Here is a 19,651-nt window from a genome sequence, read left to right as displayed (position 1 = left end):
ACGGCACCGCCACCGTCAACGGCCAGCACGTCACCGCGACCAACGCGTTCTACAACGCCACCGTCAACGCCCACAGCACCACCGAGCCGTACAGCGATTAGTCGTCGCCGCGCAGGATCGCGATCAGGCGCAGCATCTCGACGTAGATCCAGACCAGCGACAGGGTGAGCCCGAAGGCGGCCCGCCAGGCCTCCTTCTGCGGCGCGCCCTGGGCGATGCCCTCCTCGATCGCCGCGAAGTCCAGCGACAGGAAGAAGGCGCCGAGGGCGATGCCGATCAGGCCGACCACGATGCCCAGCGGTCCGGAGCGCAGACCGAGGTCGGCGCCGAACGCCATCGCGATCATGTTGACCAGCATCAGCAGCACGAAGCCCATGGCGATCGCGATGCCGATCCGGGTGTAGCGCGCGGTGACCCGGATCCGGCCGCTCTTGTAGGCGAACAGCATCGCCGCGAAGACCGCCGCCGTACCCAGCACCGCCTGGATCGCGATGCCCTCGAAGACGGTGTTGAGCACGTGCGTGACCGCGCCGAGCGCGAAACCCTCAAGAGCCGCGTAGGTCAGGATCAGCGGCGGGCTGACGCTGCGCTTGAAGGAGACCACCAGGCCGACGACCATGGCCACCAGGCTGGCGCCGATCGCGAAGCCGAAGTTCTCGAACGGCAGCACGAACCAGGCCACCGCGCCGGCGGCGACCAGGGTCAGCAGCGTCATCGCGGTGCGCGCGACCACGTCGTCGAGCGTCATCCGCCCGGTGGCGGCGGGGCCGGCCGACGGCCCGTTGTACATCTCGTACAGCTGCTCGTCGGTCAGCGGGCCCTGCGCCTGCGGCTGCTGGGCGTAAGGGGTCCCCGCGTAGGGGTTGTTGCCGTACTGGCCCCCGGCCTGCGTGGTGGTACCGAACCCCGCGTAGCCGGGCTCGCGGGTGAAGGACCCCTCCCGCGAGAAGACCGGGTTGCTGCTTCTCATTGCACATTCCCTCCGTGGCGGCACTGCACCGCCCAGCCACCAGGGTAATGGCTTGGCAAAAATATCGGGATACGCCGCGAGGAGGATCACTGAACGGCTCCCGGCGGGGACGCCGTCGGCGCCCCCGCGAGTCGAGCGGTGCCCGGAGCCGGACTCGAACCGGCACGGCCTCGCGGCCAAGCAGTTTTAAGCTGCCCGTGTCTGCGTTCCACCATCCGGGCGTCCTGTGGACGGGCCGCTCCATCGGCCGGAGAAGAAACGCTCCACCCCCGGTGCGGGCCACCCCAGAGCCTAGTCGCCCGCCTCGCCCTTTCGCATGTTCCCAGCCAGGGAAGTTGTCATGTTTCCTTGCGATCTGACGAACAGTCCGCAATTCGGCCACGAAGTGCACGAGTTCCGGCCACCGACCCGCGCTCAGGGTCGGCGTCATACCCCAGGAGGAGGGCGTCACCTGGCCGTACGCCCAGCGGCGGTCAGGCCAACCGTCCGGCGGAGCGACGAGAACTCATGATCACACGGCGGAGCATGGAGGTACGGCCGGGCGCCCCTGGCGGCCCGACCGTCCAGGCGCCCAGCGCGTCTCCCGCAGCCCGCGACCACCAAGGAGCACCCCCGTGACCACGTCGACCGCAACCGCCGTCCGGACCGGCCTGGCGGCCGCCCGCGCCACCGGCCTCAACAAGGTCTACGGGGACGGGGAGACCCGCGTCGTGGCCCTCGACAACGTCAGCGTCGACTTCCCGCAGGGCCAGTACACCGCCATCATGGGCCCCTCCGGCTCCGGCAAGTCCACCCTCATGCACTGCATGGCCGGCCTCGACACCATCAGCTCCGGCTCCACCACCATCGGCGACACCGAGCTCGTCGGCCTCAAGGACAAGCAGCTCACCCAGATCCGCCGCGACCACATCGGCTTCATCTTCCAGGCCTTCAACCTGCTCCCCACCCTGACCGCCCTGGAGAACATCACCCTCCCGATGGACATCGCCGGCCGCAAGGTCGACAAGGCCTGGCTCGACCGCGTCGTCGACACCGTCGGCCTCTCCGGCCGCCTCAGCCACCGCCCCTCCCAGCTCTCCGGCGGCCAGCAGCAACGCGTCGCCTGCGCCCGCGCCCTCGCCGGCAAGCCCGACATCATCTTCGCCGACGAACCCACCGGAAACCTCGACTCCCGCTCGGGCGCCGAAATCCTCTCCTTCCTGCGCAACTCCGTCCGCGAACTCGGCCAGACCGTCGTCATGGTCACCCACGACCCCGTCGCCGCCTCCTACGCCGACCGCGTCGTCTTCCTCGCCGACGGCCGCATCGTCGACGAACTCCACCACCCCACCGCCGACACCGTCCTGGACCGCATGCGCCGCTTCGACGCCAAGGGCCGCACCAGCTAGAGCCACCCGCCAGCCAGGGCCAGCCAGCCCAGCCGCCGCCCCTACGCGAAACCCAGGACACCCCATGTACCGCACCGCACTGCGCAACGTGCTGGCCCACAAGGGCCGACTCCTCATGACGGCGCTGGCCGTCATGCTCGGCACCGCCTTCGTCGCCGGCACCATGGTCTTCTCCGACACCTTCGGCAAGGCCATGCGGGACAACAACTCCAAGAGCTACTCGGACGTCTCGGTCCAGGTCGTGGACTACTCGGCCGGCTCCCGCGCCAGCGCCAAGCAGAAGAGCGAGAGCGGCAACGCCTCGCTCACCGACGCCACCGTCCAGCAGCTGGCCGCCCTGCCGGGCACCGCCAACGCCCGCGGCGTGGTCAGCGGCTTCACCGGGGTCGCCGACCGGAGCGGCAACCTGATCGGCCAGTTCTGGGCCGCCAAGGGCGCCAACTTCGCCCCGGCCGCGGACGGCAAGGACCCGCGCTACCCGATGGCCGAGGGTCAGGGCCCGAAGAACGGCAAGGAGATCGCCCTCGACCGCAAGACCGCCGACAAGGCCGGCTACAAGATCGGCGACACCGTCCGGATCGCCATCAACGGCCCGGTGGTCGAGGCGAAGCTCACCGGCGTCTTCACCACCGACGACCCGGTGGTGAACAGCGGCGGCACCCTCACCCTGTTCGACCGCGCCACCGCCCAGCAGCTGCTGCTGGAGCCCGGCCACTTCAGCAGCATCGTGCTCACCGCCAAGCCCGGCACCAGCGAGGACGCGCTGCTCGCCCAGGTCCAGCCCAAGGTGCCGTCCGGCCAGCACTTCGACGTCGAGACGGGCGCCAAGCTCAAGGCCGACGAGCAGGCGATGATCACCAAGACCACCGACAGCATGCGCACCATGCTGCTGGTCTTCGCCGGGATCTCGCTCTTCGTCGGCATCTTCATCATCGCCAACACCTTCACCATGCTGGTCGCCCAGCGCACCAAGGAACTCGCGCTGCTACGGGCGATCGGCGCCAGCCGCAAGCAGGTCACCCGCTCGGTGCTGGTCGAGGCCCTGGCGATCGGCACCGTCGCGGCGCTGGCCGGGCTGCTCGCCGGCATCGGGATCGGCGCCGGCATGCAGGCCCTGATGAGCCAGCTGAACGAGAACATGCCGCACGGCACGCTGGTCATCAAGCCGCTCACCATCGCGGTGACCCTGGCCGTCGGCGTCCTGGTGACGGTGCTGTCCGCCCTGCTGCCGGCCGTGCGCGCCTCCCGGATCGCCCCGGTGGCGGCGATGAGCAGCGGCGACCAGCCGACCAGCCAGAAGAGCCTGCTGGTCCGCAACGCGATCGGCTCGGCGCTCACCGCCGGCGGCCTCGCGCTGATCGGCTTCGGCGCCTCCACCGGCAACGACAGCGGCCGCCTGCCGGTCGGCCTCGGCGCCCTGCTCGCCCTGATCGGCGTGTTCGTCCTGCTGCCGCTGCTCTCCCGCCCGGTGGTCGCACTGATCGGCCCGCTGCTGCGCGGGCTCGGCGGCACCCCGGGCAAGCTCGCCCAGCAGAACGCGGTCCGCAACCCGCGCCGCACCGCGTCCACCGCCGCCGCGCTCACCATCGGCCTGACCCTGGTCAGCGGCCTCACCGTGATCGGTGCCTCGGTCGGCGGCGCGATCGACAAGGCCGTCACCAGCTCGATGAAGTCCGACTACATGGTCTCGGGCGCCAACCACATGAGCCTGTCCGAGCAGGTGCCCGGTGAGATCGCCAAGGCCCCCGGGGTGGCCGCCTCCTCCGCGGTGACGACCGCCAGGTGGGAGCTCGACGGCACCGGCGTGGCGATCACCGGCATGGACGCCGGCTCCTTCGACCAGCTCGCCGAGGTCAAGCTGACCAGCGGCGCCACCGCCGCCCTCGGCCAGGGCAAGGTCCTGGTGGACCAGGAGCTCGCCACGAAGCTCCACGTCACCGCCGGCTCGACGATGGCGGTCTCCTACCCGGACCAGTCCACCGGTCAGCTCACCGTCGGCGGCGTGTACGAGAAGGGCGGCATGCTCGGCTCGGTCCTGCTGGCCAACAGCGAGGTCGCCAAGCACGAGGCGAAGCCCTACATCACCGACGTCCTGGTCAAGGGCAAGGACGGCGCCACCGCCGCGCTCAAGCAGTCCCTCAAGGACGCCACCGGCGCCAACCCGGTGATCGACGTCAAGTCCAAGCAGGACGTCCGCGACGACTTCAGCCAGACCATCACCTTCGCGCTGAACCTGATGTACGGCCTGCTGGCGATGTCCGTGCTGGTCGCGATCCTGGGCGTGATCAACACGCTGGCGATGTCGGTCTTCGAGCGCAAGCGCGAGATCGGGATGCTGCGGGCGATCGGCCTGGACCGCCGGGGCATCAAGCGGATGGTCCGCCTGGAGTCCGTGGTGATCTCGCTGTTCGGCGCCGGCATCGGCCTGCTGCTCGGCTGCTTCATCGCCTGGGCGATCAACGGCACCCTGAAGTCCAGCCTGAGCGGCCTGACCACCGTCCTGCCGTTCGGCCAGCTGGCGCTGTTCCTGGCCCTGGCCGGGGTGGTCGGCCTGGTCGCCGCGATCTGGCCCGCCCGCCGGGCGTCCAAGCTGGACATCCTGGAGAGCATCAAGACCGACTGACCGCCCCTCACGGGCCCGCCCAGCGGGCGGACGACGAGAAAGGGCCCCTGCCGGAGGGTTTCGGCAGGGGCCCTTCTACTTCTGTACTCCGCCCGGTCGCACGGCCGGCTGAGCACCACGGAGGTCGTGGTCCGGCGACACTGCCGGGCGGAGGGCCTCCGACTCATACCCCGGTGCTCCCACACCGGGGTCGCAGTCGCTTACTTGCTGGCGAGTTCCTTCTCGGCGGCCGGCTTGGCGGCCTCCACGGGCTTCGTGGGCGCCGTGACCTCCTGGATCGGCAGGCGCGGCTGCTCCATCTGGGAGAGGCCGACCATCTCGCGCTTCAGGAACATGGCCAGCGTCCAGTCGGTGAAGACCCGGACCTTGCGGTTCATGGTCGGGACCATGGCGCCGTGGTAAGCGCGGTGGAACCACCAGGCCAGGCGGCCCTTCAGCTTGACCTTGCCGAAGAGGATCGCGACGCCCTTGTGCAGGCCCAGGCCGGCGACCGCACCGAGGTTCTTGTGCTCGTAGTTCTTCTGCGGGAAGCCCCGCATGCCCGAGATGACGTTGTCACCGAGGACGGCGGCCTGGCGCACGGCGTGCTGCGCGTTCGGCGGGCACCAGGCGCCCTCGCCGGAGGCGAGGTCCGGGACCTGGGCGTTGTCGCCGGCGGACCAGACGTAGTCGAAGCCCTGGACCTGGAGGGTCGGCGCGGTGTCGACGTGGCCGCGCGGGCCCAGCGGCAGGCCGAAGTTGGCCAGCACCGGGTTCGGCTTCACGCCGGCCGTCCACACGATGGTGGAGGCGTCCATCTCCAGGCCGTTCTTCAGCACCACGTGCTGGTCGACGCAGGAGTCCATCGAGGTCTCGATGTAGACCTCGATCTTCCGCTCCTCGAGCTTCTCCTTGGTCCACAGACCGAGGTCCGGGCCCATCTCCGGGAGGATGCGGTTGGCCGCCTCCACCAGGACGAAGCGCATGTCGTCACGGCTGACGGTCTTGTAGATCTTGGCGGCGTCGCGCGCCATGTCCTCGACCTCGGCGATCGTCTCGACACCGGCGAAGCCGCCGCCGATGACGACGAAGGTCAGGGCCTTGCGGCGGACCTCCTCGTCGGCGGTGGACTCGGCCTTGTCGAGCTGGGCCATGACGTGGTTGCGGAGGCTGATGGCCTCCTCCACCGTCTTCATGCCGATGCCGTGCTCCGCCAGACCCGGGATCGGGAAGGTGCGGGAGACCGAGCCGGTCGCGACGACCAGGTACTCGAAGGGCAGCTCGTAGCTGTCGCCGGCCGCGGGCTGGATGGTGGCGACCTTGCGGGCGTGGTCCACACCGGTGACCGCACCGGTGAGCACCTCCGCCTTCTTGAGGGCGCTGCGCAGCGGCGCGACGAGGTTGCGGGGCGCGACGTTGCCGCCGGCCGCCTCGGGGAGGAAGGGCAGGTACGTCATGTACGACCGCGGGTCCACGACCGTGACGGTCGCTTCGCCGTAACGCATCTTCTTGAGGATGCGCATCGCGGCATACAGGCCGACGTAACCACCGCCGACAATGAGGATGCGAGGACGCTCCGTGGTGCTCATATCCGAAAGTATCCAGCACCGTCCGGAGCAGCCTTCGTGAGCCCGGTCACAAGCTTCTGGACACCCCGTGCTACACTGCGCGGCCGCAAATCCGGGCCCAGCGCGTCGGCTCACGGCCTTGGGTGCCCCCTCGTGGGCGCACGCCGGAATACCACCCTGCTGAGCAGCAACGATCCGTACGGCGCCCGGGTTCCCGCTCGTGATTTCGATTTTCAAACCTCAACCGAGGCTTGACCTGCGATCCAGGGGTCGTCACGGCGAGCAGACCTTCGGTCCCACATTTCGGACGTAGCGGGCGAGCGGGTGCGACGAATGACTGGATCGCCATGTGAAGAAATTCACGAACTTTCCCGCACCGGTCCGGGCGCGCCCCGGCCCCGGACCCCCGAAAGGGGTGCCGGGGCCGGTCGGGTAAGGCTCGCAGGAGGTCAGGACGCCATACTCCAGGCGATGCCGTCCAGGATGTCGTGCTCGCTCACGACCACCTCGGCCGCGCCCGTCCGCTCCATGATCTCCAGCAGCTCCAGCGCGCCGGCCGCGATCACGTCCACCCGGCCCGGGTGCATCGACGGGATGGCCGCGCGCTCGGCGTGGGTGGCACCCAGCAGCTCACGGGCGATCCCGGCGACCCGCTCCCGGCCGATCCGCGAGTGGTGGATCGCCGCCGAGTCGTAGGCCGGCAGGTCCTGGGCGATCGCGGACACCGTGGTGACCGTCCCGGCCAGGCCCACCAGGGTGGCCGCGCCGCGCAGCGGGACGACCTCCTCGGCCTTGTCCAGCTCGGCCCGCACGTGCGCCCGGGCCGTCTCGATCTGCTCCGGCGAGGGCAGCTCGGCGCCGCCGAAGTGCCGCTCGGTGAGCCGGACGCAGCCGATGTCCACCGAGCGCGCCGCCTGCACGTCCGCACCGCCCAGCACGAACTCGGTCGAGCCGCCGCCGAGGTCGAACACCAGGTACGGCGCCGGGAACTGGCCGCCGGTCAGCTCCTTGGTGGCGCCCACGAAGGACAGGTGCGCCTCCTCCTCGCCGCTCACCACCTCGGGCTCGACGCCCAGGATCGCGCGCACGCCCTCGACGTACTCGTCGCTGTTCTCGGCGTCCCGCGAGGCGCTGGTGGCGACGAAGCGGGTGCGCTCCGGGCCGACCCCGAACCCGGCGATGACCTCCCGGTACTCGCGGCAGGCCGCGAAGGTGCGGGCCAGCGCGTCCGGGTGCAGCCGGCCGGTCTGGTCCACGCCCTGGCCCAGCCGGTTGATGATCATGCGGCGGTCGAGGTCGGTGATCTCCCCGGTGGCCGGGTCCAGGTCGGCGACCAGCAGCCGGATCGAGTTGGTGCCGCAGTCGATCGCGGCCACCCGGGTCATGCTCACGCGGACTCCCCGGGGTCGGACTCCTCGGCGGCCCGCTTCTTCGCGGCGCGCTCGGCGGCCTTCTGCTGCTTGGCCTCGATCACGGCCTGGTGGTCCTGCTCCTTGGCCCGGTTGCGGGCGACCCGCCCACCGGCGGCCTCGACCTCGGCCGGGGAGACGCAGGGGCCCTTGGCCCACCAGTCCTCCAGCAGGCCGATCGCCTCGTCGCCGAGCGGGTTGACGCCCTCGCCGGCCGCCAGCGAGTGGCCGACCAGCACGTGCAGGCACTTCACCCGGTCCGGCATGCCACCGGCGCTCGGGAAGCCCTCCAGCACCTCGATGGCGTCGCGCCGGGCGATGTAGTCCTCGTGCGCCTTCTGGTAGGCGGCGGCCAGCTCCGGGTCCTCGGCGAGCCGGGCGGTCTGCTCCTTCATCACGCCGTCCGCCTCCAGGGTGCCGATCAGCGAGGCGGCCTTGGGGCAGGTCAGGTAGTACAGCGTCGGGAACGGCGTGCCGTCCGGCAGTCGGGGGGCCGTCTCCACGACGTCCGGGTTGCCGCAGGGGCAGCGGTGCGCCACGCCGCGCAGGCCGCGCGGCACCCGGCCGAGCTGGGCGGCGATGGCGGCGACGTCGGCGTCGGAGACGGCGGGGTGGTTCTCAGTGGTCATGGGGGGAGGTGTCTCCAGCGGGGGACGGTGGGAGCGGACGGGGGGAGGCGGGGGCCGGGGCGGCGGCGTCGGTGGTGTCGGCGGCGTCGACCGAGTCCCAGATGCTGGCGTACCAGGGCTTGGCGGCCCGCGCCGAGCCGCCGGACGCGCCGTCGAAGGCGGCCGAGCCGGCGGCGGCAGCGGAACCGGTGGCGGACGCCGAGGGCCGGGCCGCGGCCGGACCGGCCGGATCCACCGCGATGTACGGGGTCTCCCCCGGCATCGCGTAGTGCAGCCGGGCGCGGGCCTGCGCCTTGACGTACTCGGGGTCCTGCCAGCGGGCCTTCTCCCGGCGCAGCTGCTCGACCTGCTGGCGGGAGCGGTCGGCCTTCGCCTGCTGGGCGGAGATCTCGGCGCGCTGGGAGATGAACTGCCGCGTCGGGTAGGCGAGGATCGCCACTAGCGAGCAGAGCACCAGGACGAGGACGGTCGCCCGGCTCGTGAAGCGAGGCCGGGCCGCCAAGCCCGGGATCCTCCAGCCTGCCATCTCCCGTTCCCCTCCTGGTCGCGACGGTGCCCCGCCGTCCACCCTACGGGGTGAACGGCGGGGCACCGGTCAGGCGTGCTCACCGGTCGGCGGAGCGACCGTGCTCGCCGCTCCGAGGAGCGGCTGAGCTTGCTGCTCCGCGGAGCGGCTGTGCTTGCTACTCCGCGGAACGGCTGTGCTTGCTATTCCGCGGAACGGAAACGCGGGAAGGCGCCGCGGCCGGCGTACTCGGCGGCGTCGTCGAGGATCTCCTCGATGCGCAGCAGCTGGTTGTACTTGGCGACGCGCTCGGAGCGGGCCGGGGCGCCGGTCTTGATCTGGCCGCAGTTGGTGGCGACGGCCAGGTCGGCGATGGTGACGTCCTCGGTCTCGCCGGAGCGGTGCGACATCATGCAGCGGTAGCCGTTGCGCTGGGCCAGCTCGACGGCGTCCAGGGTCTCGGTCAGCGAGCCGATCTGGTTCACCTTCACCAGCAGCGCGTTGGCGGTGCCGGTCTCGATGCCCCTGGCCAGGCGGGCCGGGTTGGTGACGAACAGGTCGTCGCCGACCAGCTGGACCTTGTCGCCCAGCTTGACGGTCATGGCCTTCCAGCCGTCCCAGTCCGACTCGTCCAGCGGGTCCTCGATGGAGACCAGCGGGTAGGCGTCGACCAGCTCGGCGTAGTACTCGATGAGCTCGGCGGCGGAGATGGCCTTGCCCTCGAACTGGTAGGCGCCGTCCTCGTAGAACTCGGACGCGGCGACGTCCAGGGCGAGCGCGATGTCGCGGCCGGGCACGTAGCCGGCCTTCTGGATGGCCTCGGTGATGAGGTCCAGGGCCTCGCGGTTGCTGTCCAGGTTCGGCGCGAAGCCGCCCTCGTCGCCGAGGCCGGTGGACAGGCCGCGCTCCTTCAGCACGCCCTTGAGGGTGTGGTAGACCTCGACGCCCCAGCGGACGGCCTCGGAGAAGGACTCCGCGCCGATCGGGGCGATCATGAACTCCTGGATGTCGACGTTGGAGTCCGCGTGCGAACCGCCGTTGAGGATGTTCATCATCGGAACGGGCAGCACGTGCGCGTTCGGGCCGCCCAGGTAGCGGAACAGCGGCAGGTCGCTGGCCTCGGAGGCGGCGTGCGCCACGGCCAGCGAGACGCCCAGGATCGCGTTGGCGCCGAGCGAGGACTTGTCCGGGGTGGCGTCCAGGTCGAGCATGGCCTGGTCGATCAGGCGCTGCTCGGTGGCGTCGTAGCCGACCAGCTCCGGGCCGATCTGCTCGATGACGGCCAGGACGGCCTTCTCCACGCCCTTGCCGAAGTAGCGGTTCTTGTCACCGTCGCGCAGCTCCAGCGCCTCGAAGGCGCCGGTGGAGGCACCCGACGGGACAGCGGCACGACCGGTGCTGCCGTCGTCGAGGCCGACCTCGACCTCGACCGTGGGGTTGCCACGCGAGTCGAGAATCTCACGGGCTACGACGACATCGATGGACGGCACGAGGCATCTCCTTGCGGAAGCAGGGTCCGGCTGACGTTGGGTGCTGCCGGCGGGACGATTGCGGAGTCGTTACGACCAGAGCCTAACCGCCCCGGCCCCCGGGGCCGCGCTGGCCTCGGTCCCGTCTCAGCGTGTGGCCCGGCTACCCACCAGTAGTTCACCTGCTTGCCCGATCGAAGCGGGCGAATACGGGGGAATGCGGGCGAAGGGGGACGGCGCCCGTCCCCCTTCGCCCGCAGGGCGCGGGCCGCTCAGGGCCCGGGCCGCTCAGCCGAGGTGCAGCACCTGGCCGGGCATGATCAGGTTGGGGTTGCCGCCGACGGTGCCGCGGTTGCCGTCGTACACCGACTGCCAGCCGCCGGACACGCCCTGGGCGGCGGCGATCGTCGACAGCGTGTCGCCGGCCCGGACGGTGTAGTCGTGACCGCCCTGCGCGGCGGCGGGCTGCGCGGCCGGGGCGGACTGTGCGGGCTGCGCGGCGCGGGGCGCGTACTGCGGCTGGGCGGCGGGCTGGCCCGCGTACTGCTGGTAGACGCTCTGGTGGCTGGTCCAGTACCAGGCGCCGTTGTTCTGGTACCAGTACACCTTCGCGTCGGCGTCCCAGCCGGCCTTGCCGGAGAAGCCCTGGGTCTGCGGCTGCGTCTGCTGCGGGGCCTGCTGGACGGGCTGCTGGGCGGCCGGCTTCGGGGCGGCCTGCTGGACCGGCTGCTGGGCGGGCTTCGGGGTCTGCGCCTGCTGGGTCGGCTTGGCGGCGGACTGCTTGGCGGGCTTGGCGTCCGTGGAGGTGTCCACGGAGGCCGGGGCGCCGCCCTTGCTCAGACCGGCCTTCTGGGAGCAGACGGGCCAGGCGCCCGGGCCCTGCGAGGCCAGCACCTTCTCGGCGACCGAGATCTGCTGCGCCTTGCTGGCCTGGTTGGCCTGCGGGGCGTAGGAGGTGCCGCCGTACGCCTTCCAGGTGCTGGGCGTGAACTGCAGGCCGCCGGAGAAGCCGTTGCCGGTGTTGATGCTCCAGTTGCCGCCGCTCTCGCACTGGGCGACGGCGTCCCAGGTGGAGGCCGGGGCGGCGGAGGCGCCGGTGGCGGTGAGGAGCGGCATCGCGAGTCCGACGCCGGCCACACCGGCGACGGCGATGGCCTTCTCGGTCTGGGTGCGACGACGGTGGCGGCCAGTTCCAACGAACAGCATGACGAGGTCCCTCTCCGCACGCCTGCGAGGTGAGCTGTCGGGTTCGGACCGGGAGGTGGCCCGGCCGCCGAAAGCGGAAACGATTCCGCTCGGGCGGCTTCACCCCAAGCCGTTGGGGAACGGCAACAAACCTGGTTCCCCCGCCCCTGCCCAGGGTCTGGTCGGTTTCCCGTGACGCGGCGGGCAGGATTCGGCGTTCCGCGCACGAGGTCCGCAGCTGCGAACTCCAGGGAGAGTAGACAGATCATCAGACCAATAACAAGCTCATATCACCGATATCACACACAAATTACGGCGCGTGGTCAATCGCCTACCAACGGCGGCGGTATGTCCGGATTAATGCGGGTTCAGACCTGGCTCCACGAGCCGCCGGAGACGCGCCGTCAGCGTGTCGGAGCGTCGGCCGACGTGACCGGCGCGTGCGGAGAGCGGGCCTCCGGTGTGAATTCGACCGGGAGTTCCCGCAGGCCACGCATGATCAGGCCGCCCCGCCAGCGCAGGTTCTCCGGGCTTTCCGCGAGCCGCAGGTCCGGCAGCCGGGAAAGCAGCGTGGTCAGTGCGCTCCGCCCCTCCAGGCGGGCCAGCGGGGCGCCGATGCAGTAGTGGATCCCGTGGCCGAAACCCAGGTGCGGATTGTCCGTGCGGGCCAGGTCCAGGGTGTTCTCGTCCGCGAACCTGGCCGGATCGCGATCCGCCGCGGCCAGCACCACCAGCACCGGATCGCCCACCGGGATGTCCACCCCGCCGATCGACAGCGGCCGCGTCGCGAAGCGCCACGTCGCCATCTCCACCGGCCCGTCGTAGCGCAGGAGTTCCTCGATCCCGGTGTCCAGCAGCGCCGTCTCGCCGCGCACCACCGACTCCTGCAGCAGCCTGCGCTGCTCCGGGTTGCGCAGCAGCGCGTACGTGCCGTTGCCGATCAGGTTGACGGTCGTCTCGAACCCCGCGAACAGGAGGATGAACGCCATCGCGGCGGCCTCGTTCTCGTTCAGGTGCTCGCCGTGGTCGCTCGCCCGGATCAGGCCCGAGATCAGGTCCTCGCCCGGATCCGCCCGCTTGCGGTGGATCAGCTCCAGCAGGTACGCCCGCATCCGCTTCACCGCCCGCCCCACGCCGCCGCGTTGGCCGCCGCCGTGCCGGATCATCATCCCGGCCCAGTCCCGGAAGTCGTCCTGGTCCTCGGCCGGCACGCCCAGCAGGTCGCAGATCGCGTAGATGGGGAGCGGGAACGCGAACTCGTGGATCAGGTCCGCCGAACCGCGCTGCGCGAAGCCGTCGATCAGCCGGTCCGTGAGCTGCTGCACCCGCGGCTCGAACTCCGCCACCCGGCGCGGCGTGAACGCCTTCGACACCAGCCGGCGCAGCCGGGTGTGGTCCGGCGGGTCGATGTTCAGCAGATGCGTCATCAAGTCCGCCTGGCGCTCCCCCGGAATTCCCACCCGCCCGGTGCGGTGCGCCTGCTCGCTGTGGTGCGCCGGGTTCTTCGACAGCCTGCTGTCCGCCAGCGCCTGCCGCGCGTCCGCGTAGCGGGTCACCAACCAGGCCTCCACCCCGCTCGGCAGCGTCGTGCGGTGCACCGGGGCGTGCTCGCGCAACCAGGCGTAGGCGGGGTACGGATCGGTGGCGAACTCCCAGGTGAAGAGCTGCGGGGCGGCGGGGTCGGGCTGCACTGGCATGCGTCGACCGTATCCGGTGGGTCGGGGCCGCACCGCCTCCGGCGACCCCGACCGGCGGAGCCGGATCGTCGACACCCGGCGGACGGCCCGCCAACGCTCCGTGGACGCCTCGTGGACGGTCCGTGGACAGCTCTTGGACAGCTCTTGGCCGGGTGGCGGGCGTGACCCTGGTCACCTGAGGGGTAATCCCTGTTGCGGAGGGTCAGGACCTGCCTACGATCCTCCGCAGAAATCGTGGGCGCCGGTGCGGTGTCGCCCACAGGGAGGAGCAGACCATGCGGGTCAGCGGGTCAGTCGTCGTCATCGCGGTACTCGACGGCGGATCGGGAGCCGAGCTCGCCCGCCGGTTCGCCGCCGCCGGAGCCGCCGGAGTGCTGATCGCCGACCAGCGGGCCGGCGTCGCCGAGGACCTCGCCACCGAACTCGACCGGCCGGGCTGCCCCGTCGTCGGCGTCGGCGGCGACATCCGCCGCCCCAGCGACATCGCCGCCCTCGTCGACACCGCCGAGAAGCACCTCGGCCCCATCGACCTGTTCTGCGTCGCCGGCCCCGACGGCGAGCGGATCGTCTCCCTCGCCGAACTGCCCGCCCGCCTCGACCTCGAACGCCTCGCCGAACTCCTCGCCCTCGTCGGCGAGGCCATCGGCGAAGTCGTCCCCCGGCAGCGGCGGCCGATCGAGAACACCGCCACCGCCGCCTGAGGCCCCGCCCGGGCCCGCTACTCGCCGACCGGCTTGAGGCCCTCGGCCGCGCGCACCGCGTCCCGGTAACCGCGCGCGGCCGAGCGCAGCGCCGCGTCCACGTCCACCCCGGCGTCGTGCGCCCGCTGGGCCACCGCCAGCAGCAGCCGGCCCGCCGACTGCGCCGTCAGCTCCGCCGGCAGCGCGTACGGCTCGTCCGGCACGCCCGCGAAGCCCGCCCGGCGCACCCGAGACACCAGCTTCGCCGCGTACGCCAGCGACGGCAGCCCGGCCGGCACGCCGTCCAGCACCGACTCCCGGTCCGCCTTCTCGGCCGCCTTCAGCTGCTCCCAGTTCGCCTCCACCTCGGCGGCGCCCTCCGCCTCGACGTCCCCGAACACGTGCGGGTGCCGGTACATCAGCTTCTCGACGATGTCACCGGCCACGTCGTCGATCGAGAACGCCTCCTCCGGGTGCTCCTCGGCGATCCGGGAGTGGAAGAACACCTGGAGCAGCACGTCGCCCAACTCCTCGCGCAGCGTCTCCCGGTCCCCCTCCTCGATCGCCTCGACCAGCTCGTACGCCTCCTCGACCAGGTACTTCACCAGGCTCTCGTGCGTCTGCTCGGCGTCCCACGGGCAACCGCCCGGCGAGCGCAGCCGGTCCATCACCGACACCAGGTCCAGCAGCCGCGCCCCCGGCAGGTCGTACGACCCCGGCAGCACCTCGATCTCCGGCACCTCACCGGCGTGCTCCACCGCCAGCCGCGCCAGCGCGTCCGTCAGCCCCGGATCCCCGTCCGGGCTGCCCAGCCACACCGTCGGCCCGGCCCCGCCCGGCTGCCCGGTCAGCAGCCGCGCCAGTGCCGGCGCCGACCCCGCCGCCACGACCTCGACCTCCACCCCGGCCTGCCGCACCGCCGCCACCTGCGGATGCCCCGCGTCCGCCGCCAGCACCCGTCCTGCCGACCGCAGTGCCTCCCACGCCGGCCACGCCAGCAATCCGGGGGCCACCCGGTGGGTGGTCGTCAGCAGGATCAGCTTCGCGTCCGGAACATTCGTCGTCACACCCCGAACCTACCCGCCGCCCGCCCGGGGCGGGGACGAGGCGGGAACGGGGCGGACGGTGGGGCGGGCGGGGGCTACTTCTTCGACCCCGCCAGGTCGTCGAACATCGCCGACAGGAACTCGCTGCACCAGCCCAGCAGATCCCGCCCGACCAGCGGCTTGCCGCCGATCCGCCCGGTGCTCGGCCGCGGCACCAGCAGCTGCTGGGCGGCCGCCTTGACCTGGCTGCGCGGGTAGAGCCGGTTCAGCCGCAGCTGCTGGGACTCCCGCAGCTCCACCGGCCCGAACCGGACGTTGGCCCCCTGGAGGGTGATGTCCGCGATGCCGCAGCGCCGGGCGTACAGCCGCAGCGCCGCGACCAGCAGCAGGTTCTCCACCGGCTCGGGCAGTTTGCCGTAGCGGTCGACGAGCTCGTCCCGGACCTGCTGGATGTCCGCCTCCGAGTTGACCGCCGCGATCGAGCGGTACGCCTGCAGCCGCAGCCGCTCGCCGGGCGCGTAGTCGTGCGGCACGTGCGCGTCGACCGGCAGCTCGATCTTCACCTCCAGCGGCTCCTCCTCCGGCTCGCCGCCGTTCGCCAGCGACTCGCGGAACTCGGCCACCGCCTCGCCGACCATCCGCATGTAGAGGTCGAAGCCGACGCCCGCGATGTGCCCGGACTGCTCGCCGCCGAGCAGGTTGCCGGCGCCGCGGATCTCCAGGTCCTTCATCGCCACGTACATGCCGGCGCCCATCTCGGTGTGCTGGGCGATGGTGGCCAGGCGCTCGTGCGCGGTCTCGGTGAGCGGCTTCTCCGGCGGGTACAGCATGTACGCGTAGCCGCGCTCGCGGCCCCGGCCGACCCGGCCGCGCAGCTGGTGCAGCTGGGAGAGGCCGAAGGTGTCCCCGCGCTCGACGATCAGGGTGTTGGCGTTGGAGATGTCGATGCCGGACTCCACGATCGTGGTCGACACCAGGACGTCGAACTCCTTCTCCCAGAAGTCGACGACGACCTTCTCCAGCTGGTTCTCCCCCATCTGCCCGTGCGCGGTGGCGATCCGCGCCTCGGGGACGAGGTCCTTGAGCCGGGCGGCCGCCTTGTCGATCGACTCCACCCGGTTGTGGATGTAGAACACCTGGCCCTCGCGCAGGAGTTCGCGACGGATCGCGGCCGAGATCTGCTTCTCGTCGTAGGGGCCGACGAAGGTCAGCACCGGGTGCCGCTCCTCCGGCGGGGTGGTGATGGTGGACATCTCGCGGATGCCGGTGACGGCCATCTCCAGGGTGCGCGGGATCGGCGTCGCGGACATGGTGAGCACGTCGACGTTGGCGCGCAGCTTCTTCAGCTGCTCCTTGTGCTCGACGCCGAAGCGCTGCTCCTCGTCGACGATGACCAGGCCGAGGTCCTTGAACCTGGTCTCGGAGGAGAACAGCCGGTGGGTACCGATGACGACGTCCACCGAGCCCTCGAACAGGCCCTCCAGCACGGCCTTGGCCTCGCTGTCGCTCTGGAACCGGGAGAGCGCCTTCACCGACACCGGGAAGTTCGCGTACCGCTCGGCGAAGGTGGAGAAGTGCTGCTGCACCAGCAGCGTGGTCGGCACCAGCACCGCCACCTGCTTGCCGTCCTGCACCGCCTTGAACGCGGCGCGCACCGCGATCTCGGTCTTGCCGTAGCCGACGTCGCCGCAGATCAGCCGGTCCATCGGGACGGACTTCTCCATGTCGGACTTGACCTCGGCGATGGTGGTCAGCTGGTCCGGCGTCTCCGCGTACGGGAAGGCGTCCTCCAGCTCGCGCTGCCAGGGGGTGTCCGGGCCGAAGGTGTGGCCGGGGGCGGCCATCCGGGCCGAGTACAGCTTGATCAGGTCGGCGGCGATCTCCTTGACCGCCTTCTTGGCCCGCTGCTTGGTCTTCGCCCAGTCCGCGCCGCCGAGCCGGTGCAGCGTCGGGGCCTCGCCGCCGACGTACTTGGTGACCTGGTCGAGCTGGTCGGTCGGCACGAACAGCCGGTCGCCGGGGTGGCCGCGCTTGGCCGGGGCGTACTCCAGCACCAGGTACTCGCGGGTGGCGCCCTGGACGGTGCGCTGCACCATCTCGACGTACCGGCCGACGCCGTGCGCCTCGTGGACGACGTAGTCGCCGGCGGCCAGGGCCAGCGGGTCGATCGCGTTGCGGCGCCGGGACGGCATCCGGCGCATGTCCTTGGTGGAGGACTTCTGGCCGGACAGGTCGGTCTCGGTGATGACCGTGAGTTTCAGGGCCTCGTCGACGAAGCCGTGCTCGATCGAGCCGCAGGAGACGTAGACGACGTCCCGGGTGGGCGCCTCGGCGAGGTCGGCGACCAGCCGGGCCGGGATGCCCTCGTTGCCGAGCACCTCGGCGAGCCGGGAGGCGGGCCCGTGGCCCTCCGTCACCATCACGACCCGCCAGTCGGCGGCCAGCCGCTCCTTGGCGTCGGCGATCGCCCGGGCGGTGTCGCCCCGGTAGGCCTCGACGGCGTGCATGCCGAGGGTGAGCGTGTTGGCGTCGCCGTGCCAGTCAGCGGCTCCGCCGCGGGCAAGCACCTCGTTCACGGTGGACTCGCTGGTCGCGAACGGGCTGACCGACCACCAGGGCAGGCCGATCTCGGCGGCGTGCTCGCGCACCTCGGCGAGCGAGCGCAGCGAGGCGGCGGAGACGTCGATGGTCTCCAGGTCGATCGGCCGGTCCCCGCCGGCCGCGGCCGCCACCCAGGAGGCGTGCAGGAACTCCTGGCTGGTCGCCACCAGGTCGGCGGCCCGGGTGCGGACCCGCTCGGGGTCGCAGACCACGGCGACCGAGCCGAGCGGCAGCACGTCCATCAGCAGTTCCATGTCGTCCACCAGGACGGGCGCCAGCGACTCCATGCCCTCGACCGCGATGCCCTCGGCGATCTTGTCCAGGATCTCGGCCAGCCCGGGGTGCGCAGCGGCCAGCTCGGCGGCCCGCGCCCGCACCTCGTCGGTGAGCAGCAGCTCACGGCAGGGCGGCGCCCACAGGCCGTGCTGGGCGATCTCCAGCGAGCGCTGGTCGGCGACCTTGAAGTAGCGGATCTCCTCGACGTCGTCGCCCCAGAACTCCACCCGCAGCGGGTGCTCCTCGGTCGGCGGGAAGACGTCCAGGATGCCGCCGCGGACGGCGAACTCACCGCGCTTCTCGACCAGTTCGACGCGCGCGTAGGCGGCGGCGGAGAGCCGTCGGGCGACCTCCTCCAGGTCGTGCGACTCGCCGCGCTGGACGGCCACCGGCTCCAGCTCGGCCAGCCCCTTGACCTGCGGCTGGAGCACCGAGCGGACCGGCGCGACGACCACCTGCACCGGACCGGCCGCCGGGTCGTCCGCCCGCGGGTGCACGATCCGGCGCAGCACGGCCAGCCGGCGCCCGACGGTGTCCGAGCGGGGCGACAGCCGCTCGTGCGGCAGGGTCTCCCAGGCCGGGTACTCGGCGACCGCGTCCGGCGGCAGCAGCGAGCGCAGCGAGGCGGCGAGGTCCTCGGCCTCCCGGCCGGTCGCGGTGACGGCGAGCACCGGACGGCCCCGCTCGCCGGCGGCCTGGCCGGCCAGCGCGCGGGCGAGCGCGGCGATGGCGAACGGCCGGGCGGCGGGCGGTCCGACCAGGTCCAGGTGGCGGCGGCCGCCGGCCGCGGCTCCGGTGGCGGTCGCCGCCTCGATGGCCTCGGCGAGCGCCGAGTCCCGCGCGACGACATCGAGCAGTCCGGTCAGACTCATCAGGGTCTCTTCTTCGTCCCGTGGCTGGTGCTGCCTCCGGGCGGCAGAGGCCTGCCGGGGCAACGCGAACGGCCCGGCACGCCGAGCGGCCGGGGGTATCCAGCCTACGCCGCGGCACGGACGCACACGCGGCGTACGGCCCGGCGGGGCCGGGCGGGAACGAACCACCGTCCGGGGCGACGAACGACCCCGGACGGAGCCCGCGACCGGACCGCGACCGGACCGCGGACGAACCACTGGACGGAACACCGGACCGGCCGGTGGACGAACCGTCCGGCCCCTGGTCAGATTCGGCTCCGCGATCTGCCACGAACTGGACATACTCCTGTCACTGCCTGTCCATGGAGATCGCGCACCATGGTGAATGTGCCCGCCGCACCCAACCGTGGGGGATGGCTGTGGCGGCACTGTCGCACCCCCGATGGGGGTCGGAGGTGCGAGGCCGGGCGACCCTGGGTGGGGGCGCCCGCCCAAGCGCCGGGAACCGTGGCGCCCTTTCCTGGAGGGCGCCACGGGTCTCGGCCTCACTCGTGGTCGCCGCCCTGCCGGACCGCGTTCCGGCCCGCCGCCGCCACCAGGCGTGCGGCGACTACCGGCGCGACAGGTCGACGCCGTACCGCTCCTCTTCGATTCGCCGCCCCGGCCGGGGACCCGCGCCCGCCCATCGACCCCAACCCCAAAGGCCCGACACCCCCCCCCCGCGGGGGGGCGGGCCCCCGGGCGCCAAACAACCCCCGCGTGACGCGCGCGCCCC

General features: G+C 71.8%; 13 protein-coding genes, 1 tRNA gene and 1 riboswitch. Of the genes, 3 read left to right on the top strand and 11 right to left on the bottom strand.

Annotated elements, in window-relative coordinates:
• Positions 1-97: 97 nt before the first annotated feature.
• Together ACFV6D_RS36250 and ACFV6D_RS36245 are read right to left on the bottom strand one after the other, a co-directional pair.
• Positions 98-970, bottom strand: coding sequence for a Bax inhibitor-1/YccA family protein (locus tag ACFV6D_RS36250; protein WP_063348027.1), 873 nt, complete (start codon positions 968-970; stop codon positions 98-100).
• A gap of 139 nt (positions 971-1,109) precedes the next feature.
• A tRNA-Leu gene (locus tag ACFV6D_RS36245) sits at positions 1,110-1,191 on the bottom strand.
• A gap of 393 nt (positions 1,192-1,584) precedes the next feature.
• Here ACFV6D_RS36245 and ACFV6D_RS36240 point away from each other — a divergent pair.
• Together ACFV6D_RS36240 and ACFV6D_RS36235 are read left to right on the top strand one after the other, a co-directional pair.
• Positions 1,585-2,358 (top strand): ABC transporter ATP-binding protein, encoded by a 774-nt coding sequence (locus ACFV6D_RS36240; protein ID WP_063348028.1) that lies wholly within the window; start codon positions 1,585-1,587, stop codon positions 2,356-2,358.
• Positions 2,359-2,422: 64 nt separating this feature from the next.
• On the top strand, positions 2,423-4,981 hold the full coding sequence (locus tag ACFV6D_RS36235; protein WP_380563010.1) for an ABC transporter permease: 2,559 nt from the start codon (positions 2,423-2,425) through the stop codon (positions 4,979-4,981).
• A gap of 200 nt (positions 4,982-5,181) precedes the next feature.
• Here the strand turns inward: ACFV6D_RS36235 and ACFV6D_RS36230 are convergent, their stop codons facing one another.
• From ACFV6D_RS36230 to ACFV6D_RS36200, 7 genes are all read right to left on the bottom strand, one after another.
• Entirely contained in the window at positions 5,182-6,549 is a 1,368-nt protein-coding gene (locus ACFV6D_RS36230; RefSeq protein WP_063348030.1) for an NAD(P)/FAD-dependent oxidoreductase, read from the bottom strand.
• Between the two features lie 428 nt (positions 6,550-6,977).
• A complete protein-coding gene (locus ACFV6D_RS36225; protein WP_063348031.1) occupies positions 6,978-7,913 on the bottom strand; it encodes a Ppx/GppA phosphatase family protein in 936 nt (311 codons plus the stop codon).
• Positions 7,914-7,915: 2 nt separating this feature from the next.
• Positions 7,916-8,584: a DUF501 domain-containing protein gene (locus ACFV6D_RS36220; protein ID WP_079136261.1), complete on the bottom strand. Its 669-nt coding sequence runs from the start codon at positions 8,582-8,584 to the stop codon at positions 7,916-7,918.
• Positions 8,556-9,068: a septum formation initiator family protein gene (locus ACFV6D_RS36215; RefSeq protein ID WP_380563008.1), complete on the bottom strand. Its 513-nt coding sequence runs from the start codon at positions 9,066-9,068 to the stop codon at positions 8,556-8,558. The genes ACFV6D_RS36220 and ACFV6D_RS36215 overlap by 29 nt, the downstream gene beginning before the upstream one ends.
• 206 nt (positions 9,069-9,274) lie before the next feature.
• The gene (gene eno / locus ACFV6D_RS36210; protein WP_363588371.1) at positions 9,275-10,561 is read right to left on the bottom strand and encodes a phosphopyruvate hydratase; all 1,287 of its coding nucleotides are present in this window, start codon (positions 10,559-10,561) and stop codon (positions 9,275-9,277) included.
• 267 nt (positions 10,562-10,828) lie between these two features.
• On the bottom strand, positions 10,829-11,746 hold the full coding sequence (locus ACFV6D_RS36205; RefSeq protein WP_380379522.1) for a transglycosylase family protein: 918 nt from the start codon (positions 11,744-11,746) through the stop codon (positions 10,829-10,831).
• Positions 11,747-11,751: 5 nt separating this feature from the next.
• Positions 11,752-11,919: riboswitch (cyclic di-AMP (ydaO/yuaA leader) on the bottom strand.
• Positions 11,920-12,129: 210 nt separating this feature from the next.
• Complete coding sequence (locus ACFV6D_RS36200; protein ID WP_380563006.1) at positions 12,130-13,422, bottom strand: cytochrome P450; 1,293 nt, start codon at positions 13,420-13,422, stop codon at positions 12,130-12,132.
• Between the two features lie 275 nt (positions 13,423-13,697).
• Between ACFV6D_RS36200 and ACFV6D_RS36195 the strand changes: the two genes are divergently transcribed.
• Entirely contained in the window at positions 13,698-14,123 is a 426-nt protein-coding gene (locus tag ACFV6D_RS36195; RefSeq protein WP_063348037.1) for an SDR family NAD(P)-dependent oxidoreductase, read from the top strand.
• Positions 14,124-14,140: 17 nt separating this feature from the next.
• Here ACFV6D_RS36195 and ACFV6D_RS36190 read toward each other — a convergent pair whose 3' ends face one another.
• Both ACFV6D_RS36190 and mfd read right to left on the bottom strand, forming a co-directional pair.
• On the bottom strand, positions 14,141-15,169 hold the full coding sequence (locus ACFV6D_RS36190) for a MazG family protein (protein ID WP_063348038.1): 1,029 nt from the start codon (positions 15,167-15,169) through the stop codon (positions 14,141-14,143).
• A gap of 74 nt (positions 15,170-15,243) precedes the next feature.
• Positions 15,244-18,897, bottom strand: a complete 3,654-nt coding sequence (gene mfd / locus ACFV6D_RS36185; protein WP_380563004.1) for a transcription-repair coupling factor — start codon at positions 18,895-18,897, stop codon at positions 15,244-15,246.
• Positions 18,898-19,651 lie beyond the last annotated feature (754 nt).

It is taken from the genome of Kitasatospora sp. NPDC059812, from assembly GCF_042732075.1.
Taxonomy (GTDB): domain Bacteria; phylum Actinomycetota; class Actinomycetes; order Streptomycetales; family Streptomycetaceae; genus Kitasatospora.
The sequence above is the reverse complement of the archived record's forward strand: the minus strand, read 5'-3'. Positions and strand labels throughout refer to the sequence as shown.

Coding starts and splice junctions, on each gene's coding strand:
- ACFV6D_RS36200 (WP_380563006.1), bottom strand. CDS start 13,422: ATGCCAGTGCAGCCCGACCCCGCCGCCCCGCAGCTCTTCACCTGGGAG.
- ACFV6D_RS36205 (WP_380379522.1), bottom strand. CDS start 11,746: ATGCTGTTCGTTGGAACTGGCCGCCACCGTCGTCGCACCCAGACCGAG.
- ACFV6D_RS36230 (WP_063348030.1), bottom strand. CDS start 6,549: ATGAGCACCACGGAGCGTCCTCGCATCCTCATTGTCGGCGGTGGTTAC.
- ACFV6D_RS36225 (WP_063348031.1), bottom strand. CDS start 7,913: ATGACCCGGGTGGCCGCGATCGACTGCGGCACCAACTCGATCCGGCTG.
- ACFV6D_RS36235 (WP_380563010.1), top strand. CDS start 2,423: ATGTACCGCACCGCACTGCGCAACGTGCTGGCCCACAAGGGCCGACTC.
- ACFV6D_RS36195 (WP_063348037.1), top strand. CDS start 13,698: ATGCGGGTCAGCGGGTCAGTCGTCGTCATCGCGGTACTCGACGGCGGA.
- mfd (WP_380563004.1), bottom strand. CDS start 18,897: ATGAGTCTGACCGGACTGCTCGATGTCGTCGCGCGGGACTCGGCGCTC.
- ACFV6D_RS36250 (WP_063348027.1), bottom strand. CDS start 970: ATGAGAAGCAGCAACCCGGTCTTCTCGCGGGAGGGGTCCTTCACCCGC.